Genomic DNA, 17,530 nt, shown 5'->3' on the forward strand with positions numbered 1-17,530 from the left:
GATCATGACCCGTGTTCTCGTTGTCGATGATTCGGCGCTGATGCGCCGCCATTTAGGTCAATTGCTCCAGCAACAGCCCGGTTTCGACGTCCGTACCGCGCGCAACGGCGTCGAGGCGCTGTCGATCGTCGAGGATTTCGATCCCGAGGTCGTCACGCTCGACGTCAACATGCCCGAGATGGACGGCATCACCTGTCTGTCGCGGATCATGGTCGGCAGCCCGCGGCCGGTGATCATGGTCTCCTCGATCACCGAACAGGGCGCCGAAACGACGTTGCAGGCGCTCAGCCTCGGCGCGCTCGACTTCGTCCAGAAACCGGGCGGCACCATCTCGCTGTCGCTCGACGAGATCGCCGCGCAGCTCGTCGCCAAGGTGAAGATGGCAGCGGGCGCCCGCGTCCGTGGCCGTATCGTGGCGCAGCCAAAGGCCCCGCCGCCGCGCGCCATCGTCGCGCGCGGCACGCAGGAGATGGGGCTGGTGCTGCTCGGCGTGTCGACCGGCGGTCCGGCCTTGCTGGAGACGATCCTGCCGGCGCTGCCCGCGACGCTGCCGTGGCCGGTGCTCGTCGCGCAGCATATGCCGAGCAGCTTCACCGGGGTGTTCGCGCGGCGGCTCGATGCGCTGTGCGGAATCACGGTGCAGGAAGTACGCGCGCCGACGCCGTTGCAGCCGGGCAACGTCTATATCGCGCGTGGCGACGCCGATATGATCGTGACGCTGCGCGCTGGCCAGCTCACCGCCATGTCGGTGCCGGCGGGCGAGCAATATCGCTGGCACCCCAGCGTCACCCGCCTGGTCGACAGCGCGGCGCAATGCGTCCCCGCCGACCGGCTGATCGGCGTCCTGCTCACCGGCATGGGCGACGACGGCGCCGAGGCGATGGCGCGCTGGCATCGTCAGGGGATGCGGACGATCGCGCAGGATGCCGACAGCTCGGCGGTGTTCGGCATGCCCCATGAGCTGATCCGCCGCGCGGGCGCCAACATCGTCCTCGCCAGCGACGCCATCGCCGGACAGATCGCCAGATGGCTCACCGCCGGCCGTCGCGCCGCCGCGTCCTAACCGCCGAACAGGAACCGCCCGATGCCCTTGGTCAAGGTCCCCGCGAACGATCCGCAGACCGTCGTCGACGACGCCGCGGCAGGATCACTCGCCCATCTCGTCGCGCTGCTCGCCGCGCCGGGCGGGGCGGATCGCCGCGCCGCGGTGCGCGGCCTCGAAGCGCATGACGAAGGCATCGCGCCACTCTGCGCACGGCTCGCGATCGAAACCGCGGCGAGCGTGCGGGAAGCGATCGTCGCGACGCTGATCCGCCGCCGCTCGACCGCGGTGGTCACCGCCCTGCTGCCGCTGCTGCGCAGCGACGAGGCGCCGCAACGCAATGCCGCGCTCGAAGCGCTTGCCGCGATGCCCGACGAGGTCGCACCGCATGTCGAGCCATTGCTGCGCGATGCCGACCCGGACGTGCGCATCTTCACCGCCAATCTGCTCGGCGTGCTGCCGCACCCGCAGGCGGAGGCGTGGCTGCTCACCGCGCTCGCCGACGATCACGTCAACGTCTGCGCCGCGGCGATCGACGGCCTCGCCGAGATCGGCAGCGCGGCGGCGCTGCCCGCGCTGCGCGCGCTGCCCGCCCGCTTTCCCGACGACAGTTTCATCGCCTTCGCCGCGGCGGTCGCTGCGCAGAGGATCGACGCATGACCGCCGTTCCCCACGCCGCCGCCCCGCCCCCGGTCATCTCGCCGACGGATTACCTCAAATTCTGCGAATTCTTCTATCGCAAGACCGGCATGATGTTCAGCGAGGCGAAGACCTATTTCGTCGAACGGCGCCTGCAGGATCGCATTCTCGCCACCGGCAACTCCAGCTTCCGCGAGTATTTCACGCTGGTGCGGTTCGAGCTCAACGGCGCCGAGATGCAGAACCTGGTCAATGCGATGACGGTCAACGAGACCTATTTCTATCGCGAGGACTATCAGTTCGAGGCGCTGGTGCGCCACGTGCTGCCCGAGCTGACGCGCCACCGCGCGCCCGGCGAGCCGATCCGCATCTGGTCGCTGCCCTGCTCGACCGGCGAGGAACCCTATTCGATCGCGATGCAGATCCTGGAACATTGGCCACAGGCCGATGCCTATGACATCCAGATCTTCGCCTCCGACATCGACAGCCGAGTAATCGCCGATGCCCGCACCGGCATCTACAGCGAACGCGCAGTCCATCGCCTGTCGGCGCAGCTCAAGGGCAAGTATTTCACGCCCCACGCCGACGGCTTCCGCATCTGCGCGCCGCTACGCCAGTCGATCGACTTTTCGGTGGTCAATATCGCCGATCCGGCGGCGATGCGGCGGTTTCGCGACATGGATGTCGTCTTCTGCCGCAACATGCTGATCTATTTCGACGACAGCTCGCGGCGCACCGCGGTCGAGGCGCTTTATGACAGCATGCGGCCGGGCGGCGTGATCTGCCTCGGCCATTCCGAGAGCATGAGCCGCATGTCCTCGATGTTCGAGCCCCGCCGCTACGGCAGCACCATCCTGTATCAAAGGCCCGCGGACCATGACTAAGCCCGCCACCGGCAAGCGTATCCTGATCGTCGACGACGGCATGACGACGCGCCTCTATTATCGCTCGGTGCTCGAAGCCGCAGGGTTCGCCGTCGACGAGGCGGCGAACGGGCTCGAAGGGCTCGAACGCGCGTTGCTCGATGCGTTCGACCTGCTGATCGTCGACGTCAACATGCCCAAGATGGACGGCTATGCGATGATCGCGCGGCTGCGCGGCGACAGCACGATGCACGCCGTGCCGATCGTCACGATCAGCACCGAGGCCGCGGGCAGCGACGCCGACCGCGCCTATGAGGCGGGCGCCGATCTCTATCTCGTCAAGCCCGCCGCCCCGGCGACCTTGCTCGAAACCGCCCGGCTGCTCACCGGAGTGGCTGCATGAACGATACGCTGCTGGCGCGCTTCATTCCCGAAGCGCGCGAACTGCTCCAGGAGGCCGCCGCCGGCCTGCTGACGCTCGAACGGCATCCCGACGATGCCGATGCGATCAACGCGGTGTTCCGCGCGGTGCATACGCTCAAGGGCTCGTCGGGGCTGTTCGAGGTGCCGGCGCTGACCCGGCTCGTCCATGCCGGCGAGGATCTGCTGTCCGCGGTCCGGATCGGCAGTTTCGCGCTGCGTCCCGATGTCGTCGACCAATTGCTCGACAGCTTCGATCAGGTCGGCGTCTTCATCGAACAGCTGGAAGCGGACGGCCGGCTCGCCGCCGATGCCGATCGCATCGCCGCGCGTGGCGCCGGGCTGCTGCGCGCGCATCTCGGCGAGGCCGAACCGGTCGCCGCCACGCCCGACACGCCGCTCGAGATCGCACCGGCGGACTGGCTCGCGGATATCGACGCCGCGTCGCTCGCCGCGGCGCGCGCCCGCGCCGACGCCGGCGAAACGATGCTCGTCGTCCGCTACGAGCCGGACCCCGGCTGTTTCTACACCGGCACCGATCCGGTCGCCTCGATCCAGACGCTGCCCGATATCGCCGCGCTGGCGATCGCACCGCGCGCACCCTGGGCACGTGGGGCCGACTTCGATCCCTATCATTGCAACCTGCGGCTCACCGCGCTGACCGGCGCGACGCGCGAGACGGTCGAGCAGGTGATGACCTATGAGCTCGATCAAGTCGCGATCCGGCTGCTCTCCGCGCCGCCGCCGGCCGTGGTCTCCGCCCCCGCCCCCGCCGCGCCGGCCGTTCCGTCGGACGGAACGCTGCCGCCGGTCGCGCATGTGCTGGCGACGCAGAGCCGCATCCTCGGACGGATCGGCTATGATCCGCTGCGGCTGCCGTCGACCGCGACGATCATCGCCAATCTGCTGCGCAGCCTGGGCCGCGAGGCGCGTCTGCCGGCGTGGGAGGCGGCGCTCGCCGAAGCGCATCGCGACGCGGACGTCGCACCGCTGCTCGCCTTCCTCGCGACGCTCGACGCCGCCCATGCGCCGCCGCCCGCGCCGATGGCCGCGCCGGTGCCGGTCGCCCCGCCCACCGCCGGCGAACCGGCCGCCGCGCCGCATCACGACGGCGCGCGCGCGCCCTCGCGGACGCTCAAGGTCGATCAGGGCAAGATCGACCTGCTGATGACGCTGATCGGCGAGCTCGTCGTCTCGAAGAACGCCCTCCCCTTCCTCGCCCGCCGCGCCGAGGAGGTGCACGGCTCGCGCGACATGGCGCGCGAGATCAAGGAGCAATATGCGATCATCGATCGGCTGACGCAGGAGATGCAGGGCGCGATCATGCAGGTGCGCATGCTGCCCGTCGCCGAGATCTTCGATCGCTTTCCGCGGCTGATCCGCGATATCGCGCGCCGGCTCGACAAGCAGGTGACGCTGGCGGTCGAGGGCGCCGACACCGCCGCCGACAAGACGATCGTCGAGGCGCTCGGCGATCCGCTGCTCCATATCGTGCGCAACTCGCTCGATCACGGCATCGAGCCGCCGCAGGCCCGCCTCGCCGCGGGCAAGCCAGCGATGGCGACGGTGCGGCTGCGCGCCTTCCAGGATACCGACAGCGTCGTCATCGAAGTCAGCGACGACGGCCGCGGCATCGATCCCGTCGCGATCCGCGACATCGCGGTCGCCAAGGCCGTGATCGGCCGCGACGAGGCCGACCGGCTGAGCGACCAGGAGGCGGTCAACCTCATCTACCGCCCCGGCTTCTCGACCGCGGCGGCGGTCTCCGACCTGTCGGGTCGCGGCGTCGGCATGGATGTCGTGCTGAGCACGGTACAGAAGCTCGGCGGCCGTGTCGCGGTCACCTCGCAGCTCGGTAGCGGCACGACGACACGGCTGACGCTGCCGCTGAGCATGGCGGTGACGCGGGTGATGGTGGTCGATATCGGCGGGAGCCTCTACGGGATTCCGATGGACATGGTCGTCCAGACCGTCCGGCTGGCGCCCGACGCGATCCGCCGCATCAAGCATGACGAGGTGTGCGTGCTGCGCGACGAGGTCGTGCCGCTGGTGCGGATGGCACAGCGGCTCGGCGTCACCGCCGCCACCCGCGACGGCGACGACGATCGGGGCGAGGCGGTGCTCGTCTGCCGCGTCGCCGACCGCACCGTCGGCCTGGTGATCGACGATTTCCGCGAAGGCATGGACGTCATCCTCAAGCCGATGAACGGCATCCTCGCCAGCGTACCGGGCTATTGCGGCACCACCCTGCTCGGCGACGGCCGCGTGCTGCTCATCCTCGATCTTCAGGAGATGCTGTGATGCCGATCCGCTACGCGCGCCGTCGGGCGCATTTCGAAGGCCGCTGCACCGTCGAGGAAGCGCTCGACCTCACCGCCTTCCTCGCCGCGGACGCCGACGCCAAGGTGTCGGTCGGCCGCTGCACCGGCATGCACGCCGCGCTGGTGCAGGTCCTGCTTGCGCACGGCGTCAGGGTACAGGGCAGGAGCCTTGCACCCGACATGATCCGCCTCATGCCCATCCTCGGCGGCGCCGGCGCGCCGTCCGCCCCTCACGATCTTGCCCCGGAGCCAGAATGTCTATCCTGATCGTCGACGATTCGCCATCGATGCTGATGAGCGTCGGCATGACCCTGTCCGCCACCACGCTCACCGTCCACAAGGCGGAGAGCGGCGAGGCGGCGCTCGCCACCTTGCAGGGCGGGCTCAAGCCGGCGATGATGCTCACCGACCTCAACATGGGCGAGATGAACGGCATCGAGCTGGTGCGCGCGGTGCGCAAGCTGCCCGGCTATGCCTTCATGCCGATCGTGCTGCTGACCACCGAATCGAGCCAGGATATGCGCAATCTCGCCAAATCCGCCGGCGCGACCGGCTGGCTGACCAAGCCGGTCGAGGGCGAGGCGCTGCTGACGATCGTCCGCAAACTGGTGCCCGCCGCCTAAGTGCGGCGGTTTCGCTGATCCGGTAGCAAGGACGTCCGATGATCCATTCCCCCGTTCCGCCTCCCGATCACGGGCTGGCGGACGAGCTTGCCGCACTCGCGGCGGGGCTCGACGGCCGCTTCCTCCACGCCGGCTCGGCGCTCGCCCATGCGGTCGAGTCGATCCAGCGCGTCATCGCCGCGCTCGATGCGGTGACGCTGGCGATCGACGACGATACCGCCGCCGCCGCGGTCACCGACCTGCGTGCGATCGCACAGCGGTTCACGTCGCTGCCCGAAACGCAGGCGCGCCGCGACGCCGATCTCGCCGGCATCGACCGGCAGGTCGACCTGATCCGCAACCAGGTGCTGGAGGTGCGGCAGACGCTGAAGCTGCTCGCCATCTACGGCCCCAATATCAAGATCGCCGCGTCGGGCGAGCCGGTGTTCCTGCGCTTCGTCGACAATATGCTGCTCTGCCTCGCGCAGGGCGAACAGCATCTCGTCGAGATCCTTGCCGCGCTCGCCACGCTGGCCGAGGGGCTGGCCGACGGCCGGCGTTCGGCACGGCGGTTGCTCGCCGAATGCGATCGCGTCGTACCCGAGGTGCCCGACCGGCTCGAACGCAACGCCGCCGAACTCGACGCCTATCTCGTCGGGCTCAAGGCGGTGGCACGCGAGGTGTCGGGAGTCGCGCGCGGGATCGAGGGGCGGATCGCGGTGGCGCTCAACGCCTTGCAGATCGGCGATATCACCCGCCAGCGGATCGAGCATGTCGTGATGATGATCCGCCAGGCCGGCGCGCTCGCTTGGGACGATCCCGCCGCGGTACAGCCCGTCGCCGCGCATATCCACGCGCTCGCCGCCGCGCAGATCGATGCGCTGGCGGGCGATTTCGAGCGCGACGCCGACCGGCTGATCCAGGCGCTTGCCGCGCTCGGCGACGACACCCGCGACCTGCTCGAAGTCATCAGCGCGCAGGAAAGCGGCGGCAGCGTCGGCGTGCTCACCAGCCTCGACCGCGACGTGTCCGAGGTCAGCGAGCTCACCCGTCACCTGCTTGACGCCGATCGCCGCGCCAATGCGATGGTCGACATGACCACCGGCGCGGTGCGCGCGCTCGGCGACCGGTTCGAAGGGCTACGGCTGATCCGCCGCGACGTGCAGAATATCGCGGTCAACACGCGCCTGTTGTGCCGGGGCTTCGGCATGATGGGTCGCGCGGTCGCGGTGATCGCGGTCGAGGTCGGCGCCTGTGCCGGTCAGCTCGACACCGCAACGACGCAGATCGGCCGGGCGATGACCGCGCTGGCGCAGGCGGGCGAGACGATCGCGCGCGCGCAGGCGGAACAGGGCGAAGGCGCCGGCGAGCGGCTCGCGCATGCGCTGGCGGCGGTGCACGACGGCTGCGAACGCAGCGAGCGCGGCGTGCGCGACGGCGGCACCGACGCGCGCGCGCTGATCGCCGCGCTCGACACGACCGGCGGTACGCTGTCGGGCGAGCTCGCGGTCGGCGCGGCGATCCGCGCGGCGGGCGACCGCCTCGCCACGCTCGCCGCGCCCGCACCCGACGACCTGCCCGAGCCGGTCGATGCCGCGCTGCGCGACCTGCTCGGCGCGATCGCCGGCACCTATACGATGGCGTCCGAACGCGATGTCCATGCGGGCTTCCTGCTGCCGGGCATGACGATCGCGGTTGCCGAACCGGTCGATGACGACGGCTTGTTCTAAGGAGGAAGCGGGGAGCGCTTGGTGTCGGGTGGCCCGTTTGTCCGAAGGCGTCATCTTCCGTTGCTCGAACGGGGGCATGCCGCGCTTCGACTGTGGAGAGAAGCTGGCACCCGGCGGGGGATTGGGCGAGCGCGGCTATCGGCTCGCACCCGCGGCCTGCGCCACCGTGCCGATTGCCCGTGCTGACGACGTCGCTGATGTCCCGCGCCGTACCTTCCCCCGCTGCCAAATCGCAGACGGAAGAACGTGCGGCCCGACGAGGCCAACACATTCCTCTTCGCCATCGGCTCCCATCGTTCGCCGAAACCGAACCGCTAGATCAGCCCCGCCAGCGGCCGAACGATCGATGCGCCGGCCCCGTCCGGGATCAATGCCCGATCGCGATCTGGATCAGCCCGAGCTGCTTGCGGTAGAGGTCGGTCATCGTCTGGAAGTCGGCCTGGATCTGGCCCATTTTGAGCAATTGATCCTCGAGCGTCACGTTATTGCCGTCCGGCTTGGTTTCGGTGACCTGCGTATCCGCGATCACCGATCCGGTTGCCGGCGGCGGCGCACCGAGCGCGACCATCGCGCTGGTCGCATTGATCCGCGGCCGAGTGACGTGCGGCACGCCCTTGTTGACCAGCATGGCCGAGAAATCCGGTGCCTCGACCTCCTGCGCGCGGAAGGCGGGCGTTTCGCTATTGGCGATATTCTGCGCGATGACGCGCTGCCGCTCGGCGAGATGCTTCATCGAGCGGGTCAGGCCGCTGATCAGCGAGATGGCGTCGGACATGGGGTGATCCTTCGAATGGCTCAGTAAAGACTGCTGCTGTCGGAGCCGCCGGTCAGGCGCGCGAGGGCGGCCTGCCAATTGGCGAGCTGGGCGCGCTGATAGGCCGTCGCGCCGCCGCCGTTATTGCCATTGACCATCGTGGCCTTGAGCTTGTCCCAGTAAAGCGAGCGATAGGCGGTCTTGGTGATGGAGATTGCGTCGTCGATCTTGCTCGCAGCGGTTTTCGCCTCGGCTGCGGTCGTGAGATTGAGCGTCGTGTTGAGCATGAGGAGAAAACTGCCGCCCGGCTTGACGCGCGGATCGGACTTTTTGCGCGGGGCGTCCTGATGCAGCCGCACCGGGTCGATGCCGAGCTTTGACAGCGCATCCGTCTGCTTTGGCCCCGACATCAACTTCAGCGTATGTCCCGCCTGTACGGAGAAGGTCAGTTCGGTCAGACCATTTTCGTCAACCGGGGCGGATAGCATGACCGCATCGTAATCGAGGTAGCGCCGCAATTTCATCCGCAGGCTGATCATCGTCTCGCCGGCGTCGATCGTCACCCGATGCGCGACATGATCGTCGAGCTGGATCATGAAGGAATCGCCCTCCGCCAGGCCGAATTGCGCCTCCAGCGACGTGGCGATCGTTCCGTTCAACGCGCCGCGATGCAGGCCGATCGCGCCAAGCGCGCTATCGCCACCGACCGCATTGGTGACGATGACCGGCTCGGTGGTGGAGAGATAGGTTCCGAATTGCGACGTCGACTCGACGCTGCCGCTCGTCGGGTCGATCCGCGCGATAAAGCCGTCCACCTTGCCTCGCCGGGTCCCGTCGAGGTCGCTGGTCGTCCGGCCGCCGACGAAGATCTTCCCGTTGAGATAGGTGACGCTGTCGACCTGATCTTCCCCCGCCGCGCCGATATAGATGGTCTTCGCATTGCTCAGGTCCGACTTGAACGTCGTCACGAAGCCGTCGCTGCCATGGCCGCTGTCGAGCGCAGCGGCATTGGGCAACGTCACGCTGGTCGCGCCTGCGACCGCGACCGAACCGTCGGCCGCGATGGCGATCGCCCGCGCGTCGGCATCGCCGATCGTCACGTTCGCCACGTCCTGGCTCAGATCGGCCGGATCGATCTGCCGCAGCCGTGACGTGCCGCTCTCATTGGTCAGAACGAGCAGCTTGCCGGTACTGTCGACCTTGAGCGCGCGGACAGTGTCGAGGCCGGCACTATCGATCCTGCGATCGGCGAGATAATGACCCCTCGCATCCAGATGGTAGATCGCCGCCGCACTGCCACCATCGCCGGAAACGCGCCCGCCGACGAAGATCGATCCATCGTCCGCCACCGCAACCGCAGTGCCCTTGTCGTCGCCCATCAACGGTATCGTATCGGCGAATACCTTGTCTCCGCTGCTGTCGAAGCGCGCGACCAGCATGTCGCTGTTTTCACCACGACTGCTGCCGAACGGCCCGGATACGGTGCCGGACACGACGATGTCGCCATTGGCGGCCAGAGCGATCGCGGCGCCCTGCGCCTCCCCGGCGACGCTCAACGCATGCTGCCAGACGATATTACCCTCGCTGTCGACCTTCGACAGGAACAGGTCTTCGTTTCCCTTCGAGCGATAGGCACCCATATCGCCCTTGGTCGTCCCGACGACATAGCTGAACCCGTCCGCTGCGGTGATCGATGCCTGCGCCTGCAAGGGTGCGAATACCGTCGGCAGCGCCGCGTCTGCATCGTCAGCACGATGATCACGCGCCTCGTTGACCTTGGCGCGGGCTGCCGTCGTCCGGTCCTGCGCCGCCTTGGTCGCGATCCGATCGGTCGCGGCGATCGAACCCAGCGCCTGGCGCGACAGATCGCCCGAGACGTTGGTAAAGCGCGTGATCGCCGCCGCCCCCGGCCCGTCGTCCGAATGGCTGCCGTTGACGACCATCACGGCATCGGCGGCGTTGGATTGCTGCACCGACACCGTCGCGCCGTAAGAGGAATTCATGGTCAGCGCATATTTGCCGGCCTTGCCGGTGAAGTCGTCGCCTCCCACGTAGGCGACGTCGAACTTGACCCCATAGGCATAGCCGCTTGCCGCACCGGCGATGGCCGTATTGAACGCTTGCGCCACATCGCGGAGGCTGGGCGTCGTCGTACCCAGGCTCGATAGGTCGACGGTGACGACATCGTGGTGACCGGCGGAGTCCAGATTGACCGTAAACACCTCGTTGCCGGTCAGGCCGGGCACCGCGGCGGTGGAGGCGGAGACGACCGCCTTGCCTTCGACGCGGCTGACGTCCTGGCTCGGCAAGGCCGGCGCGCCCTTGACGCGTGACGAGGTTTCCCCGAAGCCGATCGACAGCAGCTTGCCCGGTGCATTGGCAAGGAAGGCCTGCACGTCGTGCAGCCCCTTCGTGAACGCCTTCTGCAATTGCGTGCGCTCCAGGTTGGAAATGCCACGCTGCGCGGCGGCGTCGGCCAGCTTCTTGAGCCGATCCAGCGCCCGGAAGGTGATGAAGCTCGTCTCGACATCGTCCGAGCCCTTGGCTTCGAGCGTGTTGGCCGGATCGATGATCGATCGCATCACCGCCACCTGTCGCGCGGCGTCCATCGGATCCGCATAGGGGCTCGGCGGCTTCACGCCGATCCACGGCGCCACCGTCGCGCGGGTGGTGAATGCCTTGCGGGCGATCCTCACCGCCGCCGTGTCAGGAAGGCCGGCGCCCGAGAAGAGCGCCCCAAATCCACCGCCAGACAGTGCCATTTTCACGTCCTCCACCAGAGCCGCGACGCATCGCTCCTATAAGATAGACGCAAATGCGCGCGCGCCGACGCGAACGACGCAAAATCGAGGTGTCCATGAACATGATCGCGCCGGTGATCGAACCGATCGAACTCAAGAAATATTCGGGTCTGCAGCGCGCTGGCGCGCTGATGCTGGCGCTGGGCCAGACCCATGGCGCGCCGATCTGGGAGCAGCTGACGCTCGACGAGATCACCGAGCTCTCCTCGTGCATCTCGCAGCTCGGCCGCATCCCGGTGGCGGTGATCGAGCATCTGCTCGTGCAATTCTCCGGCGAGGTGACCGGGATGACGTCGCTGCACGGTTCGTATGACACGACCGAGCGCCTGTTGTCCGGGGTGCTGCCGGAAGATCGCGTCCGCGAGATCATGGAGGGGATCCGCGGGCCGGCCGGGCGCACGATGTGGGACAAATTGTCGAACGTCAGCGAGAACCTGCTCGCCGCCTTCCTGCGCAACGAATATCCGCAGACGATCGCCGTCATCATGCAGAAGCTGCGCCCCGACCATGCCGCCCGGGTGCTTGCCGAATTGCCCAAGGAGCTGTCCGCCGACGTCATCCTGCGCATGCTGCGGATGGACACGGTGCAGAAGGACGTGATCCAGGAGGTCGAGCAGACGCTGCGCAGCGAGTTCATGTCGAACCTCGCCCGGGCCAACCGTACCGATCCCCACGAGACGATCGCGGAGATCTTCAACGCGCTCGACCGCACGTCGGAAGAGCAATTGATGGCGGCGCTCGACGAACGCGCGCCGGAATCGGCGGAGCGTGTCCGCAGCCTGATGTTCACCTTCGAGGATCTCGGCAAGCTGCTGCTGCCCGCGGTGCAGACCCTGGTGCGCAACGCCAATAAGCGCGAACTGACGCTCGCGCTCAAGGGCGCGCCCGAGGATATCCGGCGGCTGTTCCTGTCGAGCATGACCGAACGCGCCGCCAAGCTGGTCCGCAGCGACATGGCGGCGATGGGTCCGGTCCGCGCCCGCGACTGCGAGGAGGCGCAGGCCAATCTGGTCCGGCTGGCGAAGGCGCTGGCCGATCGCGGCGAGATCGCGCTCTTCGATTCGAAGAGCGACGACGCGATGATCTACTGACGATTGGATTGGCTGGTTAGGGGTCGCTGAGCGATGACGAACGTGCATGCCCATGTCGAGCCGTTCGGCTTCGACCGCATCTTCCACAATGCCGACCCGGGGCGCGCCGGATCGGCGCCGTCCGCCGCCGACATGGAGGCGCTGCTGGCGCGTCTCGATTCGATGGAAGGGGAACAGCGAGCGGCGTTGGCGCGGGCGCGCAGCGACGCCTTTCAGGCGGGCCTCGATCAGGCGCGGCGTCAGACCGACGTCGCGCTGCTCGCCGCGGTCGATGCGGTCCATGCCGGGCTCGACGATCTCGACGCGCGCTTCGCCGCGGTGCGCGCCCACCATGCCCGGGCGGCGGCGGACGTCGCGCTCGCCGCCGCGGAAGCGCTGGCCGGCCATGCGATCGACCGGGCGCCGCTGCGTGCGGTCAGCGAGGCGCTCGACCGCGCGCTCGACCAGATCGCGCGCGGCACCCCCCTGTCGGTACGGATCCATCCCGACCAGCACGAGGCGCTCGCCGCGCTCCTGACCGAGCGGCAGCGACAGGACCGCCGCCAGTTGCAGCTCATCGCGCTGCCCGATGCGACGGTGCCTCCGGGCGACGCGGTGATCGCCTGGGACGAAGGCGGTCTGGCGATCGACGCCGCCGCCCGTCGCGCCGCGGTGCTCGCCGAGCTCGAACCCGCGTTGCGCGGCGATCCGGCCTGAGATTTTTTCGCCGGTCAAAAGCTGGCCGGAGCATCGACACTATAATGGAAGCAACCGGGACGGCGTGTCCTTGGGCAATATATGAGGCCGCCCTTGCAAGGTTTGCGATCCCAGATCGCGCAGCTTGGCACGCGTCGCCTGATGCTGATGGGAGCAGTGGCTTTAGCACTGCTCATCGGCGTCGGCGCGCTGGCGCTGCACGGTTCTTCCCCGAAGATGGGGTATCTGTTCACCGATCTCGATCCGTCGGCGGCGCAGTCGATCAGCGAGAAGCTGAAGGCGCAGTCGACCCCCTTCCAGCTCTCGCCGGACGGCACCGCGGTGATGGCGCCGGTCGACAAGCTCGCCGAACTGCGCATGCAGCTCGCCTCCGAGCGGCTCGGCGGCAAGATCGGCTATGCGATCCTCGACGACGAACAGCCGTTCGGCGTCTCGTCCTCGCGTGAGAAACTGAACGAAACCCGCGCGATCGAGGGCGAACTCGCCCGTTCGATCGAAAGCCTCGACAATGTCGATCACGCGCGCGTCCACATCGTGATGCCCGACCGCGACCTGTTCTCGACGCAGGAGCGCAAGGCGACCGCGGCGGTGACGCTCAAGACGCGCAGCCGGCTGCCCGGCGAGGCGGTGCAGGCGATCCGCTATCTGGTCGCCTCGTCGGTTCCCGACCTGTCGCCCGAAAGCATCTCGGTGGTCGACCAGCAGGGCGCGCTGCTCGCGCGCGCCGGCGACGCCACCGATGCGGCGGGTTCGCAGATCGAGGAACGCCAGGCGTCGATGGAGGGCCGGCTGCGCAGCCAGATCGAGCATCTGCTCGAGCCGGTGGTCGGCGTCGGCAAGGTGCATGCGCAGGTGGCGGTCAGCCTCGATCGCGATCAGACGCGCGAGGAGGCCGAGACCTATGACCCCGACCAGCAGGTCATCGCGCACCAGGTGACGGTCGAGTCCAACGATCAAAATCAGCAGAACCAGGCCAATGCCCCCGGCGCGACGGTGAGCAGCCAGCTTCCCGACAGCAACGGCGCGGTCAACGGCACCGGGCAGGACAGCCAGCGTTCGGCGAAGACCGACACGTCGGAGGACACCAGCTACGAGAACGGCCGCAAGCACCTGGTCAGCGTTCGCAATCCGGGCAAGATCGACCGGCTGACCGTGGCGGTGATGGTCGATACCGGTGGCAAGGCGCTGGCACCGTTGCAGAGCCAGCGGCTGACGCGGCTGGTGCAGAATGCCGTCGGGTTCGATGCGCAGCGTGGCGACAGCGTCGCCGTCGAAGGCATGACCTTCGTTCCGACGCCCGAGGAGGAAGCGGCGAAATCGGCGCTGCCGTTCGGGCTGACCGGCGACAGGCTGATCAATCTCGTCGAGGTCGCGATCATCGGCGGCCTGCTGCTGCTCGGCCTGCGCATGGCGCTGACCCGGCTCAGGCCCGTCGACGGCGAGGGTCGTCAGCCCGCGCTGATCGATCTCGCCGCCGAGCCCGTCGACGGCGAAAGCCAGGACGAGCTCGCGGATGAGGATGAGGTGACATTGCTCGACCACGACATTTCCCTCGCCAACGTCGACGGCCGGATCCGCGCCTCCACGATCAAGAAGATCGGCGACGTGATCGCGACCAATCCCGCCGAATCGACGTCGGTTATTCGCAATTGGATGAACGCATGAACGACCATGACACGCTCGATCAGGACGCCCAGCTGAGCCAGCTCGCGCCGACCCAATTCGACAATGATGTGGCGGAGGAGCCTGAGGCCGCTGCCGACGTGCAACCGACGGCGAATGATCTCCACGCGGTGTTCGACGTGCCGGTGCGGGTGCAGGCGGTGCTTGGCCGGGCGCGGATGAACATCGGCACGCTGCTGCGGCTCAAGACCGGCGACGTCGTCGAGCTCGACCGGCGCGTCGGCGAGCCGGCCGACATCTTCGTCAACAACCGGCTGATCGCACGCGGCGAGGTGGTGCTGATCGATGGCACGCTCGGCGTCACGCTTACCGAGATCATCCACCAGGATCGTAGCTGATGCCTGACGGCGCCGATGCCGGCCCATTGTTGCTGATCGGCGCCCCCGATGCGGTGCTCGATCTCGCGGCGGGGCTGGCGCGGGCGCCCCGTACGCGGCTGTCGGTTGGTTACAGCGCGCCGGACCTGCTCCGCCTGTATCGCCGCCGCCGCCCTCATCTCGTCGCCGTCGACCTGACGCTCGATCTGCCCGAGGTGGTCGCGCGGCTGCGCGAACCGCGGCGACCGGGCCACGCCGGGGCGACGGACCCGATCGCCGCATTCGTCGGCCGGCCGCTTGCCGACATCGAGCGCGCGCTGATCCTCGCGACATTGGCACGCTGCCACGGCAATCGCACCCGGGCGGCGGCGATGCTCGGCGTGTCGGTGCGCACCTTGCGCAACCGGCTGCACCAGTTCGAGCACGATGGCGCGACGCACCGTATCGGCGCCGACGGCTGACCCGGCGTCCCCTTCGTCCAGAGATTGATGATGCTGCCCAGATTGAGACAGGCCCTCCAGACCTTCGGCCCGAGCCGCGACATCGCCGTCGCGCTCGGAATCGTCGCGATCATCGCGATGCTGATCCTGCCGATCCCGGGCTGGCTGCTCGACTTCGGCCTTGCGCTGTCGATCACGGCCTCGGTGCTGATCCTGATGACCGCGCTCTTCATCGACAAGCCGCTGCAATTGTCGAGCTTTCCGACGATCCTGCTGATCACGACGATGCTGCGGCTGGGCCTCAACCTCGCCTCGACGCGGCTGATCCTCGGCCACGGTCACGAAGGCCCGCAAGCGGCGGGGGGCGTGATCGGCGCGTTCGGCACCTTCCTGATGGGCGGCCAGACGGTGATCGGCCTCACCATCTTCCTGATCCTGGTGGTGATCAACTTCGTCGTCATCACCAAGGGCGCGGGCCGCATCGCCGAGGTCGCGGCGCGCTTCAGCCTCGACGCGATGCCCGGCAAGCAGATGGCGATCGACGCCGATCTCAACGCCGGGCTGATCGACGAGGGCCAGGCGCGCGAGCGTCGTACCGAGCTGGAGGCGGAAAGCGGCTTCTACGGCGCGATGGACGGTGCCTCCAAATTCGTGAAGGGCGATGCGGTCGCCGCGCTGGTCATCACCGGGATCAATATCGTCGTCGGTCTGATCGTCGGCGTCATCTTCCATGGCGTCCCGCTCGCCGACGCCTTCAAGACCTATACCGTGCTCACCGCCGGCGACGGTCTGGTCAGCCAGATCCCGGCGCTGATCGTGTCGACCGCGGCGGGTCTGCTCGTCTCGAAGGGCGGCATGTCGGGCAAGACCGGCACCACGCTCATCGATCAATTGGGCAGCGATCCCAAGGCGTTCGGCGTCGTGGCCGTGCTGCTCGGCGGGCTGGCGGTCATTCCCGGCCTGCCCTTCGTGCCGTTCGCGGCGCTGGGCGGTCTCACCGGCTGGCTCGCCTGGTCGATGCACCGCCGGCGGTTGGCGCAGGCGGCGCAGGCGCAGCTCGCCGAGGCCGCAAGCGGCGGATTGCAGCGCGAGGAGCCGATCCAGGAGACGCTGGCGATCGACGCGATGCGTATCGAGCTCGGCTATGCGCTGCTGCCGATCATCAACCATTCGGTGACCGAGCCGCGGCTCGACGATCAGGTGCGCGCGCTGCGCCGGCAGATGGCGATCGATTACGGCTTCGTGCTGCCGTCGGTGCGCATCACCGACAATATGGCGCTCAAGCCCAACGAATATGTCGTCTACATCAAGGAGACCGAGGCGGCGCGCGGCGAATTGCGGATCGACAAACTGCTCGCCATCAATTCGGGCCAGGTGCCGGCGGGACTGGCCGGCGAGATGACGCACGAACCGGTGTTCAACCTGCCCGCTTTGTGGATCGACCGCTCGCTGCGCGACGAGGCCGCGCTGCGCGGCATGACCGTGGTCGAAAGCGGCACGATCATCACCACCCACCTGACCGAATTGGTCAAGGATGCGATCGCCGACCTGCTCTCCTACGCCGAGACGCAGAAATTGCTCACCGAGGTGCATCGCGACTGCGAGAAGCTGTACAACGAGCTGGTCCCGACCAAGATCAGCATCTCGGCGATCCAGCGCATCTTCCAGCTGCTGCTCGCCGAGGGCGTATCGATCCGCGACGTGCCCTCGATCCTCGAAGGCATCGCCGAGGCGGTCGCGGTCACCCAGAACGTCACGCATATGGCGGAACATGTCCGCACCCGGCTGGCGCGGCAGATCTCGGCGCAGCAGACGCGCAACGGCGCTATTCCGATCGTCACGCTCGCGCCACGCTGGGACGAGGCGTTCGGCGAGAGCATCGTCGGCCAGGGGGACGATCGCCACCTCGCGATGGCGCCGTCGCGGCTGCAGGAGTTCATCACCTCGGTGCGGGACACGTTCGACCGGCTCGCCAGCGAGGGCGAAATCCCGTGCCTGCTGACCACCGCCTCACTGCGCCCGTTCGTCCGCTCGATCATCGAACGCGTCCGCCCGGCGACGACGGTGCTGTCGCAGGACGAGATCCATGCACGGGCGCGGATCCGCAGCCTCGGCATGGTCAATTGATCCT

General features: G+C 68.0%; 16 protein-coding genes. 14 read left to right on the forward strand and 2 right to left on the reverse strand.

Features of this window, described 5'->3' with window-relative positions; all coding sequences use genetic code 11:
* The first annotated feature begins 4 nt into the window (after positions 1-4).
* The 8 genes from cheB to BW41_RS19390 are packed head-to-tail and all read left to right on the forward strand — an operon-like array spanning position 5 to position 7,617.
* Positions 5-1,063, forward strand: a complete 1,059-nt coding sequence (cheB, locus tag BW41_RS19355) for a chemotaxis-specific protein-glutamate methyltransferase CheB (protein ID WP_037536999.1) — start codon at positions 5-7, stop codon at positions 1,061-1,063.
* A gap of 21 nt (positions 1,064-1,084) precedes the next feature.
* Positions 1,085-1,702 carry a HEAT repeat domain-containing protein gene (locus BW41_RS19360; protein ID WP_037536831.1) on the forward strand — a complete coding sequence of 206 codons (618 nt, stop codon included), beginning with the start codon at positions 1,085-1,087 and terminating at the stop codon, positions 1,700-1,702.
* Positions 1,699-2,565: a CheR family methyltransferase gene (locus BW41_RS19365; protein ID WP_037536832.1), complete on the forward strand. Its 867-nt coding sequence runs from the start codon at positions 1,699-1,701 to the stop codon at positions 2,563-2,565. Before BW41_RS19360 ends, BW41_RS19365 begins: the two co-directional genes overlap by 4 nt.
* Entirely contained in the window at positions 2,558-2,947 is a 390-nt protein-coding gene (locus BW41_RS19370; protein ID WP_037536834.1) for a response regulator, read from the forward strand. Before BW41_RS19365 ends, BW41_RS19370 begins: the two co-directional genes overlap by 8 nt.
* Positions 2,944-5,265 (forward strand): chemotaxis protein CheA, encoded by a 2,322-nt coding sequence (locus BW41_RS19375; RefSeq protein WP_037536836.1) that lies wholly within the window; start codon positions 2,944-2,946, stop codon positions 5,263-5,265. The genes BW41_RS19370 and BW41_RS19375 overlap by 4 nt, the downstream gene beginning before the upstream one ends.
* Positions 5,262-5,552, forward strand: a complete 291-nt coding sequence (locus tag BW41_RS19380) for a hypothetical protein (protein WP_152542426.1) — start codon at positions 5,262-5,264, stop codon at positions 5,550-5,552. The genes BW41_RS19375 and BW41_RS19380 overlap by 4 nt, the downstream gene beginning before the upstream one ends.
* A complete protein-coding gene (locus tag BW41_RS19385; RefSeq protein WP_037536840.1) occupies positions 5,540-5,908 on the forward strand; it encodes a response regulator in 369 nt (122 codons plus the stop codon). The genes BW41_RS19380 and BW41_RS19385 overlap by 13 nt, the downstream gene beginning before the upstream one ends.
* Before the next feature lie 38 nt (positions 5,909-5,946).
* Entirely contained in the window at positions 5,947-7,617 is a 1,671-nt protein-coding gene (locus tag BW41_RS19390; protein WP_037536842.1) for a hypothetical protein, read from the forward strand.
* Between the two features lie 367 nt (positions 7,618-7,984).
* On the opposite strand, the gene BW41_RS19395 is transcribed toward BW41_RS19390, so the two are convergent.
* Together BW41_RS19395 and BW41_RS19400 are read right to left on the reverse strand one after the other, a co-directional pair.
* Entirely contained in the window at positions 7,985-8,392 is a 408-nt protein-coding gene (locus BW41_RS19395; protein ID WP_037536844.1) for a flagellar biosynthesis protein FlgB, read from the reverse strand.
* A gap of 20 nt (positions 8,393-8,412) precedes the next feature.
* On the reverse strand, positions 8,413-11,133 hold the full coding sequence (locus BW41_RS19400) for a hypothetical protein (RefSeq protein ID WP_037536846.1): 2,721 nt from the start codon (positions 11,131-11,133) through the stop codon (positions 8,413-8,415).
* 95 nt (positions 11,134-11,228) lie between these two features.
* Here BW41_RS19400 and BW41_RS19405 point away from each other — a divergent pair, with 95 nt between their 5' ends.
* From BW41_RS19405 to flhA, 6 genes are all read left to right on the forward strand, one after another.
* Positions 11,229-12,263: a flagellar motor switch protein FliG gene (locus BW41_RS19405; protein ID WP_037537001.1), complete on the forward strand. Its 1,035-nt coding sequence runs from the start codon at positions 11,229-11,231 to the stop codon at positions 12,261-12,263.
* A 33-nt stretch (positions 12,264-12,296) separates the two neighbouring features.
* The gene (locus tag BW41_RS19410; RefSeq protein ID WP_037536848.1) at positions 12,297-12,959 is read left to right on the forward strand and encodes a FliH/SctL family protein; all 663 of its coding nucleotides are present in this window, start codon (positions 12,297-12,299) and stop codon (positions 12,957-12,959) included.
* 147 nt (positions 12,960-13,106) lie between these two features.
* On the forward strand, positions 13,107-14,624 hold the full coding sequence (gene fliF / locus BW41_RS19415) for a flagellar basal-body MS-ring/collar protein FliF (RefSeq protein ID WP_235199836.1): 1,518 nt from the start codon (positions 13,107-13,109) through the stop codon (positions 14,622-14,624).
* Positions 14,621-14,980 (forward strand): flagellar motor switch protein FliN, encoded by a 360-nt coding sequence (fliN, locus tag BW41_RS19420; protein ID WP_037536852.1) that lies wholly within the window; start codon positions 14,621-14,623, stop codon positions 14,978-14,980. Before fliF ends, fliN begins: the two co-directional genes overlap by 4 nt.
* Positions 14,980-15,420: a helix-turn-helix domain-containing protein gene (locus BW41_RS20735; protein ID WP_037536854.1), complete on the forward strand. Its 441-nt coding sequence runs from the start codon at positions 14,980-14,982 to the stop codon at positions 15,418-15,420. The genes fliN and BW41_RS20735 overlap by 1 nt, the downstream gene beginning before the upstream one ends.
* A gap of 30 nt (positions 15,421-15,450) precedes the next feature.
* On the forward strand, positions 15,451-17,526 hold the full coding sequence (flhA, locus tag BW41_RS19430; protein WP_037537002.1) for a flagellar biosynthesis protein FlhA: 2,076 nt from the start codon (positions 15,451-15,453) through the stop codon (positions 17,524-17,526).
* Positions 17,527-17,530 lie beyond the last annotated feature (4 nt).

The organism is Sphingomonas sp. RIT328 (assembly GCF_000632225.1).
Lineage (GTDB): Bacteria > Pseudomonadota > Alphaproteobacteria > Sphingomonadales > Sphingomonadaceae > Sphingomonas > Sphingomonas kyungheensis.